The organism is Burkholderia sp. BCC1640 (genome assembly GCF_902833125.1).
Classification (GTDB): Bacteria; Pseudomonadota; Gammaproteobacteria; order Burkholderiales; family Burkholderiaceae; genus Burkholderia; species Burkholderia diffusa.
Genome location: NZ_CADFEF010000025.1, coordinates 1 through 14,201 on the forward strand (window position 1 = coordinate 1; position 14,201 = coordinate 14,201).

Consider the following 14,201-nt stretch of genomic DNA (forward strand, 5'->3'; position numbering starts at 1 on the left):
CGGTGTCGGTCAACTCGCGCGTGTCGGGCCAACAACAGGCTCTTTTGCATTGGAAACGCGCCGAAAGCGCTACGCAAGAGCCAGTGCAGACCCTCGTCCAGGCTCCTGTTCCATTGGAAAGCGCTGATGCGCGCGAATTTGACGCTCCTTGACATCGACGGGACGAGCCGCGTGCTACGCTGCGCGCGACGCCGGATCGGCTCGATGAATACAGGTGTGGATGACATGCGAAAACAGTTTCTGACCGTGCTGACGGCCTGCGCGGTCGGCGTTCTGGTGGCCGGTTGCGACGACCAGAAGGTGGCTGACGCGGTGAATGCGATCAAGCCCGATCCGATGGCGTTCGGCAATCTGCAGCCGGGCGTCTCGACGACCGAGGACGTGCTGCGCCAGGCCGGCAAGCCCGAGATGGTGAGGCAGGGCGAGGACGGCTCGCAGCGCTTCGAGTATCCGCGCGGCCCGTACGGCACGAGCACGTACATGCTCGATTTCGGGCCGGACGGCCGGCTCGTGTCGATCACGCAGGCCCTGACGGCGGCAAACATCGCGAAGGTCGTGCCTGGAATGTCGAAGGACGACGTGCGGCAACTGCTCGGCAAGCCGACCGAGGTCGCGCAATACGCATTGAGTCATGAAGAAGTGTGGAGCTGGCACTGGGCCGAGGGCGGCGTATCGGGCGACGCGATGTTCAACGCGCATTTCTCGCCCGACGGCACCGTGATCCGGACTTCACGCTCGGAAGCGCCGGGCCGCGAAAAGCACTGACATCGCGACCTCGCGGCGTCCCGCAGTTTTTCGTCAGAATGCCGTGCCGCCGAACAGCGCGGCCGCCAGCTCCGGATTCGACGGCCAGTACATATGCATGTACGTCGCGACGATCGGGCCCGCGCGATAAACGGCTTCGCCACTGCCGGGCGCGCCGTCGGGCCGCGCGGCGGTCGCCAGCGGCGCCAGCGGCGTATCGAGCCGCGAATAATGAAACGTATGACCGCGCATCGGCCCGGTGCGCGTGTCCAGCTGCTGCATCCCGAGCGCCGCAAACCGGCGCTGCATCGTCGCATGGCCCGCCAGCAGCCCGAGCATCGGCGTCGTCGCGCCGTCCACGTCGGTCAGCGATTCGCACAGATACACCATCCCCCCGCATTCCGCGACGATCGGCCGGCCGGCCGCCGCGTGCGCGCGAATCGTCCGCGCGGTCACGGCATTCGCCGCAAGCGTCGCCGCATGCAGTTCCGGATAGCCGCCCGGCAGGAACAGCGCATCGCAATCGGCGGGCACGGGTTCGTCGGCCAGCGGCGAAAAGAACCGAAGCTGCGCGCCGAGCGCATCGAGCAGCGCCAGATTCGCCGGATAAATGAACGAGAACGCCGCATCGCGCGCGATCGCGATCCGCGTGCCGGCGAGCGCACGCGGCAGCGGGGCGCGGACATCCGGCGCCGCGAACGAAACGGCGGGCGGCAATTCGGCGAGCGCCGTCTGCGCGAGCACGTCGGCCGCGCGCTCGAGCCGCGCATCGAGGTCGTCGATGTCGGCGGGCTGGTGCAGGCCGAGATGCCGCTCCGGTAGCGCGATGCCCGCATCGGCCGGCACGTGGCCGAGCCAGCGCAAGTCGTCGGGTAACGCCTGCCGCAGCAATTCCGCGTGCCGCGGCGACCCGACGCGATTCGCCAGCACACCGTGAAACGGCACCTCGGGGCGGAACCGCGCGAGCCCGAATGCGATTGCCGCGAACGTCTGCGCCATCGACTTCGCGGCAATCACCGCGACGACCGGCACGCCGAACGCGACCGCGAGATCGGCGCTGCTCGGCGTGCCGTCGAACAATCCCATCACGCCTTCGATCAGGATCAGGTCCGCGTCGCGTGCGGCATCGGCGAGCAGCGCACGGCAGCCGGCTTCCCCGACCATGCCGAGGTCGAGCGCATGCACGGGGGCGCCGCTCGCGCGTTCGAGCAACATCGGATCGAGAAAATCCGGCCCGGTCTTGAACACGCGCACGCGCCGGCCGAGCCGCCGGTGCAGCCGCGCGAGGCCGGCCGTCACCGACGTCTTGCCCTGGCCGGACGCGGGCGCGCTGACGAACAGCGCGGGGCAGGCCGGCATCGCTCAGAACTCCACGCCGGGCTGCGCCTTCACGCCTTGCTCCTTGTACGGATGCTTGACGAGCCGCATTTCGGTGACGAGGTCGGCCGCATCGATCAGGGCATCGGGCGCATGCCGGCCCGTGACGACGACGTGCACCGAATCCGGCCGCCCGGCGAGCGTCGCGAGCACTTCGTCGAGCGGCAGATATTCGTACTTCAGCACGGTGTTCAGCTCGTCGAGGATCACCATCCGGTACTCGCCGCTTTCGATCATCCGGCGCGCCTCGTCCCAGCCCTTGCGGGCGGTCGCGATGTCGGCGTCGCGATTCTGCGTGTTCCACGTATAGCCGTCGCCCATCGTCACGAAGTCGCATTGCGCGACCGCGCCGAGGAAATCGCGCTCGGACGTGTGCAGCGCGCCCTTGATGAACTGCACGACGCCGAGCCGCATGCCGTGGCCGAGCACGCGCACGGCCATGCCGAACGCGGCCGTGCTCTTGCCCTTGCCGTTGCCGGTGTTGACGATCAGCAGGCCCTTTTCCTGGGTGGCGGCGGCCTGCTTCTTTTCATGGCCGGCGCGGCGGCGTTCGGTCATCCGCTGATGGGATTCGGCATCGGTCTTCATCGGGAATCGTCCTGTCGAAAGCGAAACAAAGGGTTCAGAGCGGGCCGGCGAGCGCGACCGTCACGCAGCCCAGGATGGATTTGGGGCCGAGCAGCCGGCCCCGCGGTGCCGCGAGCCGCGCGCACGGCTCGGCCACGCCCGCGACGCCGAAACGCGCGAGCGCGGCCGCCGACGGGCCGCTCAATGGCGGTTCGGGGCACTGCGCGAGTTGCGCCGCGTCGAACGCGACGAGCGGCCAGCCGCGGCGTGCGCACAGCATGCGCAGCGGCCGGGCGCGCGCCTTGTCGGCGAGCGTCGCGACGACGGCCGGCTCGGCATCAGGGTAGTGCTTCAGCGCCGCGCGGATCGCGGCATCGAGTTGCGCGGCCGTCACGTCCGCGCGAAACCCGACGCCGAGCGCGACGCGCATCATGCGCGGCCGCCGAGCGCCGCGCGCACGGCCGGATCGTCGGCGAGCGCCGCGACGCGGCCGATCACGACGATCGCGGGCGAACCGATACCGGTCGCGCCCACGCGTTCGACGATGGTGTCGAGCGTCGCGAGCACGTGCCGCTGCCCGTCGCGCGTCGCGTTCTCGATCGCCGCGCACGGCATGTCGCCGGGCACGCCGCCGTCGCGCAGCGCGGCCACGATCGCGTCGAGCCGGCGTATGCCCATGTAGATCACGATCGTCATGCGCGTCGCGGCCAGCGCGCGCCAGTCGGGCTCGTCGGCACCCGCGCCGTGGCCCGTGACGAAGATCACGCCCTGCGCGTCGCCGCGATGCGTGACCGGAATGCCGAGCGCGGCCGGAGCCGCGATACCGGCCGTGATGCCGTTCACGACCTCGACCGGGAAACCCGCCGCGCCGAGCGCGAGCAGCTCCTCGCCGCCGCGGCCGAACACGAACGGATCGCCGCCCTTGAGCCGCGCGACGCTGCGGCCCGCGCGCAGGTGCGCGAGCATCGCGGCGACGATCGCCTCCTGCGGCGTCGATGCATGGCCGCCGCGCTTGCCGACGTGCTCGATGCGCGCGTCGGCGCGCGCATGGCGCAATACGTCGGGGTTCACGAGGTCGTCGACGAGCAGCACGTCGGCCGTGGCGATCGCGCGCACGGCCTTCAGCGTCAGCAGATCGGCGTCGCCGGGGCCGGCGCCGACGAGCCAGGCGCGGCTCATCGGACGCGGCACGGCGCACACCGTGTCGTGGCAGTGGAAAGGGGACGGCGAGCGGCACATCGGCGGCCGGCGGACAGGCAAGGCATGATGGATCGGGCGAAGCCCGCGCGAACGCGGGCGGGAAGCGCACCCCATCCGTCCCCCGCGGATCGGGCGTTCGGCGAGCAGCGGGCTCGCCCCTTGCGTCGGCCGGTATCCGGGCTGGCCGCTTGCCAGGCCGCAGCCTTCCCGCCCGCTGAAGGGCAGTGGCATCGCGGGCGGCCTGGGCGCGTGCGGGGGGAACCGCGGCGCGCGGGCGGCGTACCGTTGCGGGGACAGCACAGGCCGGGCGGACTTCCGCCTCCTGTTTCCCGTTTAACTGCGTGCGCGGAATGCGCATGCGAGCACCGAACGCGGCGCATACGATAGCACAGCGATCGGCCCGCGCGAACCCGCCCCGCGGGCGCCGCGAGCGCCCCCGGCGCGATGCCGCGGCCGTGCCAACCGCGCCGCGTCGGCCCGTTCCGCCTTGACGCTCCCCGCACCGCCGCCTACACTCGCACGCGTTTTGGTGCTCGCGCGCGCTCCTCCGGCGCGCGCAGTTAAACGGGAAACAGGGAGCCTGGCTGCACCGCAGTCGAGCCAACCTGTGCTGCCCCCGCAACGGTAAGCGAACGCATCGCGCCCAGCGCGATGCAGCGCCGCTTCGCCGCATGCCTGCCGCATGCGGACGACCGCCACTGGATGCCGTGCATCCGGGAAGGCGAAGCGGCGTGTTCGTCAGCCCGGATACCGGCCAGAACGTGGGGTTCAGCGCCGCGGGGAGGCGGCGCATCGTCCACGGCCGCAGCACGCCCGACGCCCGAACGCTGCCCGCTTCCTTTGCCGACCCGTCAGCCGCATCGCGCGCGGGCCGGGGCGAAGAACGGCCAGCGGCGCGGGCGGGGCCGACGACGGCCGTGTTGGCATTCATCATGTCGACCGTTCGCAAAGGAGCATCATGCTCGACTCGTTCTTCCGTCTGTTCAACGACAGCTCATCCGGGCTGCGCGGCAAAATCGTCGCGATCTATTCATTGCTCGTCGCCTTCAACATCGGCGCGTGGATCTGGGCCTTCGTCGCGTTTCGCGACCAGCCCGTGCTGCTGGGTACCGCGCTGCTGGCCTACGTGTTCGGCCTGCGCCACGCGGTCGACGCCGACCACATCGCCGCGATCGACAACGTCACGCGCAAGCTGATGCAGGAGGGCCGCAGCCCGCTCGGCGCGGGCCTGTTCTTCTCGCTCGGCCATTCGACGGTGGTGATCGTGATGTCGGTGGTGGTCGCGCTGACCGCGGCGTCGCTCGCGCGCTTCGAGAGCATGAAGACCTGGGGCGGCGTGATCAGCACGAGCGTGTCGGCGTTCTTCCTGCTGGTGCTCGCGGCCGCCAACCTGCTGATCCTGATCTCCGTCCACCGGACGTTTCGCGCGGCCCGCCGCGGCGAGGCGATCGTCGACGCCGACCTCGACATGCTGATGAACCAGCGCGGCGTGCTGGCCCGCCTGTTCCGGCCGCTGTTCCGCCTCGTGTCGCGCAGCTGGCACCTGTATCCGGTCGGCTTCCTGTTCGGCTTCGGCTTCGACACCGCGACCGAAATCGCGCTGTTCGGCATTTCGGCCACGCAGGTGCAGGGCGGCCTGTCGTTCTGGTCGGTGATGGTGCTGCCGGTGCTGTTCACCGCGGGCATGACGCTCGTCGACACGACCGACGGCATCCTGATGATGGGCGCGTACCGCTGGGCGTACGTGCGGCCGATCCGCAAGATCTACTACAACATGACGATCACGTTCGTGTCGGTGCTGGTCGCCGCGCTGATCGGCGGCATCGAGGTGCTCGCGCTGCTCGCGGATAAACTGTCGCTGCAGGGGCCCGTGTGGGATTTCTCGACGATGGTCGCATCGCATTTCGGGATGCTCGGCTACGTCGTGATCGGCCTGTTCCTCGCGTGCTGGATCGTGTCGGCCGCGATCTACCGCCTCAAACGCTACGACGAGATCGACGTGACGCTCTCGGCCTGACTCCCTTTTCGACACAGGATCCACCATGACCTTACGCAAGCTTCCCGTCACGATCGTCACGGGCTTTCTCGGCAGCGGCAAGACCACGCTGATGCGCCACATCCTGCAGCACGCCGAAGGCCGCCGCATCGCGGTGATCGTCAACGAATTCGGCGAGCTCGGCATCGACGGCGAAATCCTCAAGGGCTGCGGCATCGGCTGCGAGGACGCGGACGGCGCGCAGGGCGAAGCGTCGGGCCAGCTGTACGAACTCGCGAATGGCTGCCTGTGCTGCACCGTGCAGGAGGAGTTCTATCCGGTGATGGAAGCGCTCGTCGAGCGCCGCGCCGACATCGATCACGTGCTGATCGAGACGTCGGGCCTCGCGCTGCCGAAGCCGCTCGTGCAGGCCTTCAACTGGCCGACGATCCGCAACAGCTTCACGGTCGACGCGGTCGTGACCGTCGTCGACGGTCCGGCCGCCGCGAGCGGCCAGTTCGCCGAGAACCCGCAGGCCGTCGACGCGCAGCGCCGCGCCGATCCGAACCTCGACCACGAATCGCCGCTGCACGAGCTGTTCGCCGATCAGCTGTCGTCCGCCGACCTCGTGATCGTGAACAAGGCCGACCTCGTCGCCGACGCGCGGTTCGCCGAGGTCGAAGCCGCGATCCGCGAGGAAATCCCGCCGCAGGTGAAGATCGTGCGCGCGACGCGTGGCGAACTGGACGTCGCGATGCTGCTCGGGCTCGAATCGGCGTCGGAGGAAACCATCCACCTGCGGCACGACCATCACGGCTCGGCCGACGACGGCGATCACGACCATCATCACGACGATTTCGATTCGGTGGTGGTGTCGGGCGATGCGGGCACGCGCGAGGCGACGATCGCCGCGCTGCAGCGTGTCGTCGAGACGCATACGATCTACCGCGCGAAAGGCTTCGCCGCGCTGCCCGATGCACCGATGCGGCTCGTGATCCAGGGCGTCGGTCGCCGTTTCGACAGCTACTTCGACCGTCGCTGGCAGGACGGCGAAACGCGTGCGAGCCGCTTCGTGCTGATCGGCGAGGATCTCGACGCGGCCGCGCTGCAGCGCGCGTTCGACGCCGCGTGCGCGGCCGACCTGCAACAGGCGTAACGCGCGATGCATCTGCTGCGCACCACGCCGGGCGGCTTCGTCGACGATACGCAGGGCGTCGTGCGGATCGACCAGCAGCCGGCCGACATCGTGATCCTGAGCTCGGCCGACACGACGCTGTCGCTGCTGGCCAGCGTCGTGCCGAAACTTCCCGCCGGCTTTCCGAGCGTGCGGCTCGCGAACGTCACGTTCCTGCGTCAGCCGGCGTCGGTCGATTTCTACGTCGACGACGTGCTGCGTCACGCGAAGACGGTCGTGATCGATCATCTGGGCGGCGAAGCATACTGGCCGTACGGGATCGAGCAGGCCGTGTCGCTCGCGTCGAAACGCAAGCAGCAGCTCGCGATGTTCTCGGGCGACCTGCAGGAAGACCCGAACCTCGTCGCGAAGAGCACGGTCGCGCCCGACCTGTGCCGGATGTGGTGGCGCTATCTGCGCGAAGGCGGCATGCACAACGCCGAAGCGTTGCTGCGCAGCATCGCGTTCCATACGCTCGGTTTCGGTGACGAACCCGAGCTGCCGCGCCCGCTGCCGGCCGCCGCGCTGTATCACCCGGCGCGCGACCCGGCGAGCGTCGACGACTGGCGTGCGCGCTGGACGCCCGGCGCGCCCGTCGTCGCGATCCTGTTCTATCGCGCGCACTGGCAGGCCGCGAACACCGCCGTGTTCGACGCGCTGGCCGATGCGCTCGTGCGCGAGGGGCTCAATCCGCTGCCGATCGCGGTCACGTCATTGAAGGATGCGGTGAGCCGCGAGGTCATCACGCAGCTGTGCGACACGCATGGCGTCGCGCTCGTGCTGAACACCACCGCCTTCGCGGCCGGCGCGATCGACAGCCCCGAGCCCGACGTGCTCGCCGGCGATGCGCCGGTGCTGCAGGTGATCCTGTCCGGCGGCAACCGCGACGCGTGGGTGGCCGACAACCAGGGGCTGCATGCGCGCGACATCGCGATGCACATTGCGTTGCCCGAGGTCGACGGGCGCATCGTCACGCGTGCGGTGAGCTTCAAGGGGCTGGCGTATCGTTGTCCGCACACCGAAGTCGACGTCGTGCGCTACCAGCCGGACGCCGAACGCGTCGCGTTCGTCGCGGCGCTCGCGCGCGGCTGGTGCCGGCTGCGCACGCTCGACAACGCTGACAAGCGCATCGCGCTGATCCTCGCGAACTATCCGCAAAGCGAAGGGCGGATCGGCAACGGCGTCGGGCTCGACACGCCGGCGTCCGCACTGCGCGTGCTGGCGGCGCTGCGCGATGCGGGCTATGCCGTGGCCGACCTGCCGGCCGATGGCGACGCGCTGATCGCGCGACTCACCGAAGGCGTGACCAACGACCCGGCCGTGCGCGCCTTGCGCCCCGCGTTCCAGAGCTTCGCGCTGGCCGATTACGTCGCGCATTTCGCGCGGCTGCCGGCCGCGGTGCGCGACGCGCTGAACGCGCGCTGGGGCCTGCCCGAAGCGGACCCGACGCTGCGTCAGGGGCGCTTCACGATCGCCGGCTGGCGAGCGGGCAACGTGTTCGTCGGCATCCAGCCGTCGCGCTCGCGCGGCGAGAACGACTATGCGAGCTACCACGATGCGGATCTCGTGCCGCCGCACGCGTATCTCGCGTTCTATTTCTGGCTGCGCGATGCGTTCGGCATCGACGCGGTCATCCACCTCGGCAAGCACGGCAACCTCGAATGGCTGCCGGGCAAGAGCGTCGCGCTGTCCGACGCGTGCTGGCCCGACTTGACGCTCGGGCCGCTGCCGCATCTGTATCCGTTCATCGTCAACGATCCGGGCGAGGGCAGCCAGGCGAAGCGCCGCGCGCAGGCGGTGATCGTCGATCACCTGATGCCGCCGCTCACGCGCGCGGAAAACTACGGCCCGCTGCAGGATCTCGAACGGCAGGTCGACGAATACTACGAGGCGCTGATGGTCGATGCGCGGCGCGCGAAGCTGCTGCGCAAGACGATTCTCGCGACGATCGCCGAACACCGTCTGCACGACGAACTGAGCGTGTCGCCGCCGCGCGATGCGGGCGACGAGGATGCGCTGCTGACGCGCGTCGACGCGTGGCTGTGCGAACTGAAGGAAGCGCAGATTCGCGACGGGCTGCACGTATTCGGCGTGTCGCCCGCCGACCGTCAGCGACGCGACACGCTGCTCGCGCTCGCGCGTTTTCCGGTCGGCGACGGCAAGGGCGAACGCGCGGGACTGATCGGCGCGCTCGCGCGCGATCTCGCGCTCGGCGACGATTTCGATCCGCTCGCGGCCGACTGGGCCGCGCCGTGGACGGGCCCGCGGCCGGCCGTTCTGCAAGCGCTCGACGCGTCGCCGTGGCGCCATGCCGGCGACACGCGCGAGCGGCTCGAACGGCTCGCGCAGCATTGGCTCGACGGGCTGTGCGCGGCTGTTTCCGGCGAGACCGGCGCGGATGCCGCCCCCACGCCGCCCGGCGACTGGCCGAGCACGCTCGCCGTGCTCGAACGCGTGCGCTCGACGCTGCTGCCCGCCCTCGACGCATGCGGCGGCGAGGAACTGCGCCAGCTGCTGCGCGGGCTCGACGGCCGCTTCGTGCCGCCGGGGCCGAGCGGCTCGCCGTCGCGCGGCCGGCCCGACGTGCTGCCGACGGGCCGCAATTTCTATTCGGTCGATACGCGCGCCGTGCCGACGCAGGCCGCGTGGTCGCTCGGGCTGAAGTCCGCGCAGCAGTTGATCGAACGCCATCTGCAGGACCACGGCGACTATCCGCGCGCGATCGGCCTGTCGGTCTGGGGGACGGCCACGATGCGCACCGGCGGCGACGACATCGCGCAGGCGTTCGCGCTCCTCGGTGTGCGGCCGAAATGGGCGCACGGCAGCCATCGCGTGACCGACTTCGAGATCCTGCCGATCGAGATCTTCGACCGGCCGCGCATCGACGTGACGTTGCGCGTGTCGGGTTTCTTCCGCGACGCGTTCCCGAACCTGATGCACCTGTTCGACGCGGCCGTGCAGGCCGTTGCCGCGCTCGACGAGCCCGAGGCACTGAACCCGATCCGCGCGCGCGTCGAGCGCGAACGCGCGAAATGGATCGAGCAGGGCGTGGCGCCGGACGAAGCGCGGCGGCGTGCCGGCTGGCGCGTGTTCGGCGCGCGGCCGGGCAGCTACGGCGCGGGCCTGCAGGATCTGATCGACCAGCGCCGCTGGCAGACCGATGCCGATCTCGCCGATGCGTACCGCCAGTGGGGTGGCCATGCATACGCGCAGAACAGCGCCGGCGACGCCGCGCCGGACGTGTTCGGCGAACGGCTCGCGACGATCGACGTCGTCGTGCAGAACCAGGACAGCCGCGAACACGACATCCTCGATTCGAACGACTACTACCAGTTCCAGGGCGGGATGACGGCAGCCGTGCGGCACCTGTCCGGGCGGCAGCCGAGCGTCTACCACGGCGACCATGCGAACCCGGTCGCGCCGAAGATGCGCACGCTGCGCGAGGAAATCGCGCGCGTGATCCGCTCGCGCGTCGTCAATCCGAAATGGCTCGACGGCGTGAAGCGCCACGGCTACAAGGGCGCGGCCGAAATGGCCGCGACCGTCGATTACCTGTACGGCTATGACGCGACCGCGCGCGTGCTGTCGGACCACCAGTACGCGCTCGTCGCCGACGCGTACCTGTTCGACGACGACACGCGCGCGTTCCTCGAACGCCACAACCCGAAGGCGCTGCACGGCATCTGCGAACGCTTCGTCGAAGCGATGCAGCGCGGGCTGTGGCAGGAGCCGGGCGATTATCGCGAGCGGATCGAAGCGGTCTGGCTCGACAGCGAACAATGTCAGGAAGGAGGACGGCGATGACCGATCCGACGACGCATCGCGCCCGCGCGGTATTTCCGTTCGCGGCGCTGGTCGCGCAGCAACCGCTGCAGCAGGCGCTGCTGCTCGCGGCGATCGACCCGTCGCTCGGCGGCGTGCTCGTCAGCGGGCCGCGCGGCACCGCGAAATCGACCGCCGCACGCGCGCTCGCCGAACTGCTGCCCGAAGGGGCATTCGTCACGCTGCCGCTGTCGGCGAGCGACGAACAGGTCACGGGCACGCTCGATCTCGCCCATGCGCTCGCCGAAAACGGCGTGCGCTTCCGGCCGGGCCTGCTCGCGCGCGCGCATCGCGGCGTGCTGTACGTCGACGAGGTGAACCTGCTCGCCGACGGGCTCGTCGATACGCTGCTCGACGTCGCCGCGAGCGGCGTGAACGTGGTCGAGCGCGATGGCGTGTCGCATGCGCACGACGCGCGCTTCGTGCTGGTCGGCACGATGAATCCCGAAGAAGGCGAACTGCGCCCGCAACTGCTCGACCGCTTCGGGCTGATGGTCGAGCTCGAGAACTGCTTCGATGCCGCGCAGCGCGAGCAGATCGTGAAGGCGCGCCTCGCGTTCGATCTCGACCCGGACGCGTTTCGCGCACGTCACGCGACCGCGCAGCGCGAACTCGGCGACCGGATCCGCGCGGCGCGGGCACGGTTGTCGGCGCTGGATTTCGGCGACGCGGTGCATGCACGCGTCGGCGCGCTGTGCATCGACGCGGCCGTCGACGGCCTGCGCGCCGACCTCGTGATGCTGCGCGCCGCGCGCGCGCTCGCGGCGCTGGAGCAGGCCGGCGCGGTGACGGTGTCGCACGTCGAACGCGTGGCCGACTCGGTGCTGCGGCATCGGCGCCATGCGGGTACGCCGCCGTCGTCGGGCGCGACGCAGTCGAATGCGGAGGGCGGCGGCAACCGCGACAACCGTATTCCGCCGGACACGCACCGGCAGCCCGACCATCCACCGGGCGCGGCACGAAACGACGCGACCGCATCGCAAGGCGACTGGGGCTACCTGCCGCCCGAGCCGGCCGGACTGCGTGACGTGAAGAGCGTGGTGCCGCTGCCGCTAAAAAAACGCTGAGCCATCGAGCCGACGCCGCCGCGAATGCCGTTCGCGGTCCTCGATGGCAACCAGGCGCTGTCGCGCGCGTGCCGGGTACGGTGCGTGCCGGCACGGCCGTTGCATGGCCGGCGACGCTCGCCGCGAAGCGCGGCGGCCCGCTGCACGTCGACCATCTGCGTTTCCGCAAGCGGGCCGGCACACCGCGCGCGCTCCATTGCTTCGTGCTCGACTGTTCGGCGTCGATGCTGGCGCACGATCGGCTCGCGCTCGCGAAAGGCCTGATCGTCGCGTACTTCGATCAGGCCGCGCGCGATCGCGTGGAAACCGCGCTGATCTGCTTCGGCGGCAACGGCGCCGCGCGGCGCTTCGGCCCGGCCGTGCCGCGCTGGTGGAATGCGCGCTGGCTCGAACCCGTGGACGGCGGCGGCGGCACGCCGCTTGCCGACGGCGTCGCGGCCGCCGCGCAATTGCTCGCGGGCGCCGCACGGCGTACGCCGGACAAACAGCGCTGGCTATGGGTGCTGTCCGACGGCCGCACGCGCGAAACGCCGCCGAGACCGGCGGCCGCCGATCACGTCGTGTTCGTCGACTTCGACGATGCGGCCGTGCGAATCGGGCAAGGCAGGCGGCTCGCCGATGCTTGGGGCGCGCAATGGATGACGGCCGCGTCGCTGTGCGCCGGGCCGGCCGGCTGATCGCGTGGGCGGCCGTGCGTGGCGACGCGCCGACGCTGCGCTATGATCGCCGTTTCTACCCACCGGAATGCCTGCCATGCAAGTACTCGTCGATGCCGACGCGTGTCCCGCCGTCATCAAGGACATGCTGTTTCGCGCCGCGCGTCGTGCCGAGATCTGCGTGACGCTGGTCGCGAACCAGTTCCTGCGCACGCCGCCGTCGCCGTTCATCAAGGCGCTGCAGGTGCCGGCAGGCTTCGACGTGGCCGATGCGCGGATCGTCGAACTCGCGGAAGCCGGCGATCTCGTGATCACGGCCGACATCCCGCTGGCCGCTGCGGTCCTCGACAAGGGCGCGCATGCGCTCGACCCGCGCGGCAACTGGTTCAGCCGCGAGAACATCGAGGAACGGCTGTCGACTCGCGCGATGATGGAGCAACTGCGTAGCGCGGGCATCGATACGGGCGGCCCGGCCCCGTTCAGCGTGCGCGACGGCAAGGCGTTCGCGTCGCAATTCGATCGCTTCCTGGCACGCCACGGCAAACCGTGACATACCGGGCGCCGGTCGTGCGATACGTCACTGGTTTCGCGTCGAAACGTCGGCTACGGCAGAATACGGATTCGCGCCGACATTGATATCGTGGCGCGAACGCCTCATCGGAGAGCACGGATGTCACCGACCCAATTTCTCGTTCCGACCTTCACCCAGATGCTGCGCGCGCAATCCGCGTGGCTCGACAAGGCCGCCGCGCATCGGCAGGCCGAGGGCAACGCGCCCGATGCGTTGCTGACGCTCAAGCTGGCACCCGACATGTATCCGCTCGCCGCCCAGGTGCGGTTTTCCTGTTTCCAGGCGATGGAACCGGTCTACCGTTTGCGCGGCGAACCGTTGCCGGACGTGCTGCTGGCGTTGCGGGAAGCCGGCTGGCACGCCGACGCGCAGCCCGGCACGCTGAGCGACGCGCAAGGGATCGTCGCCGGCACGATCGCATTCCTCGGCGAACTCGCGCCGGACGCACTCGACGGCGGCGCCGCGCTGCCGATCGCGCTCGAACTGCCGAACGGCATCGCATTCGACATGACGGGCGAACAGTACGCGCGCGACTGGGCGCTGCCGCAGTTCTACTTTCACGCGATCGCCGCGTACGCGATCCTGCGCCATCACGGCGTCGAGCTCGGCAAGGCCGACTACGTGCCGCACATGCTGGCCTACGTGCGGCCCGGCACGATTCCGCAGGGTTGACCGGTTGAGCGGACCATCCGGCCGCCGTGCACCGGCATGACACGGGCCCTGTTCATCTGCAGCCGCAACCGGCGGCGCAGCCCGACGGCCGAGGCGGTGTTCGCCGCGTGGCCGGGAGTCGAAACCGACTCCGCGGGCCTCGCGCCCGACGCGCAGACGCGCCTATCCGCCGAGCAACTCGAATGGGCCGAGATCGTGTTCGTGATGGAGCGGGCGCACAAGGCGAAGCTGTCCGCCCGATTCGGCATCCGGCTGAAGCACAAGAAGATCGTCTGCCTCGACATTCCCGACCGCTACGCATACATGCAGCCCGAACTGGTCGCGCTGCTCGAGCGCAAGGCCGGTCCGTTGCTGCGCGGGTGACCCGCGCGGGCCG

Annotated in this window: 13 protein-coding genes and 2 riboswitches; of the genes, 9 read left to right on the forward strand and 4 right to left on the reverse strand. The window is 70.1% G+C overall.

The genetic code is table 11. The annotated features are described in order from the left end of the window. The first annotated feature begins 225 nt into the window (after window positions 1-225). Window positions 226-765: an outer membrane protein assembly factor BamE gene (gene bamE, locus HWX25_RS24135; RefSeq protein WP_059818213.1), complete on the forward strand. Its 540-nt coding sequence runs from the start codon at window positions 226-228 to the stop codon at window positions 763-765. Between the two features lie 33 nt (window positions 766-798). On the opposite strand, the gene HWX25_RS24140 is transcribed toward bamE, so the two are convergent. The 4 genes from HWX25_RS24140 to cobA are packed head-to-tail and all read right to left on the reverse strand — an operon-like array spanning window position 799 to window position 3,867. Further along, complete coding sequence (locus tag HWX25_RS24140) at window positions 799-2,103, reverse strand: cobyrinate a,c-diamide synthase (protein ID WP_175910935.1); 1,305 nt, start codon at window positions 2,101-2,103, stop codon at window positions 799-801. Between the two features lie 3 nt (window positions 2,104-2,106). After that, complete coding sequence (gene cobO / locus HWX25_RS24145; protein ID WP_175910937.1) at window positions 2,107-2,709, reverse strand: cob(I)yrinic acid a,c-diamide adenosyltransferase; 603 nt, start codon at window positions 2,707-2,709, stop codon at window positions 2,107-2,109. 34 nt (window positions 2,710-2,743) lie between these two features. Next, window positions 2,744-3,121, reverse strand: coding sequence for a cobalamin biosynthesis protein (locus HWX25_RS24150; RefSeq protein ID WP_175910939.1), 378 nt, complete (start codon window positions 3,119-3,121; stop codon window positions 2,744-2,746). Next, complete coding sequence (gene cobA / locus HWX25_RS24155) at window positions 3,118-3,867, reverse strand: uroporphyrinogen-III C-methyltransferase (protein ID WP_175910941.1); 750 nt, start codon at window positions 3,865-3,867, stop codon at window positions 3,118-3,120. Before cobA ends, HWX25_RS24150 begins: the two co-directional genes overlap by 4 nt. A 169-nt stretch (window positions 3,868-4,036) precedes the next feature. Continuing rightward, window positions 4,037-4,273, reverse strand: a riboswitch (cobalamin riboswitch). 125 nt (window positions 4,274-4,398) lie between these two features. After that, window positions 4,399-4,662: riboswitch (cobalamin riboswitch) on the forward strand. Between the two features lie 184 nt (window positions 4,663-4,846). Here cobA and HWX25_RS24160 point away from each other — a divergent pair. The 8 genes from HWX25_RS24160 to HWX25_RS24195 all read left to right on the forward strand — a co-directional run bounded on the left by HWX25_RS24160 (window position 4,847) and on the right by HWX25_RS24195 (window position 14,188). Continuing rightward, entirely contained in the window at window positions 4,847-5,905 is a 1,059-nt protein-coding gene (locus HWX25_RS24160; protein ID WP_175910943.1) for a HoxN/HupN/NixA family nickel/cobalt transporter, read from the forward strand. Between the two features lie 25 nt (window positions 5,906-5,930). Further along, on the forward strand, window positions 5,931-7,019 hold the full coding sequence (cobW, locus tag HWX25_RS24165) for a cobalamin biosynthesis protein CobW (RefSeq protein ID WP_059691721.1): 1,089 nt from the start codon (window positions 5,931-5,933) through the stop codon (window positions 7,017-7,019). 6 nt (window positions 7,020-7,025) lie between these two features. Beyond that, window positions 7,026-10,841, forward strand: coding sequence for a cobaltochelatase subunit CobN (gene cobN, locus HWX25_RS24170; RefSeq protein WP_175910945.1), 3,816 nt, complete (start codon window positions 7,026-7,028; stop codon window positions 10,839-10,841). Next, window positions 10,838-11,926 (forward strand): ATP-binding protein, encoded by a 1,089-nt coding sequence (locus HWX25_RS24175; RefSeq protein ID WP_175910947.1) that lies wholly within the window; start codon window positions 10,838-10,840, stop codon window positions 11,924-11,926. Before cobN ends, HWX25_RS24175 begins: the two co-directional genes overlap by 4 nt. Before the next feature lie 68 nt (window positions 11,927-11,994). Next, window positions 11,995-12,603 (forward strand): VWA domain-containing protein, encoded by a 609-nt coding sequence (locus tag HWX25_RS24180; protein WP_175910949.1) that lies wholly within the window; start codon window positions 11,995-11,997, stop codon window positions 12,601-12,603. Window positions 12,604-12,679: 76 nt separating this feature from the next. Further along, window positions 12,680-13,132: a YaiI/YqxD family protein gene (locus HWX25_RS24185; protein WP_059524379.1), complete on the forward strand. Its 453-nt coding sequence runs from the start codon at window positions 12,680-12,682 to the stop codon at window positions 13,130-13,132. A 120-nt stretch (window positions 13,133-13,252) separates the two neighbouring features. After that, the gene (locus tag HWX25_RS24190) at window positions 13,253-13,825 is read left to right on the forward strand and encodes a DUF1993 domain-containing protein (RefSeq protein ID WP_175910951.1); all 573 of its coding nucleotides are present in this window, start codon (window positions 13,253-13,255) and stop codon (window positions 13,823-13,825) included. A 36-nt stretch (window positions 13,826-13,861) separates the two neighbouring features. Next, window positions 13,862-14,188, forward strand: a complete 327-nt coding sequence (locus tag HWX25_RS24195; RefSeq protein WP_175910953.1) for a low molecular weight protein tyrosine phosphatase family protein — start codon at window positions 13,862-13,864, stop codon at window positions 14,186-14,188. Window positions 14,189-14,201: the final 13 nt, after the last annotated feature.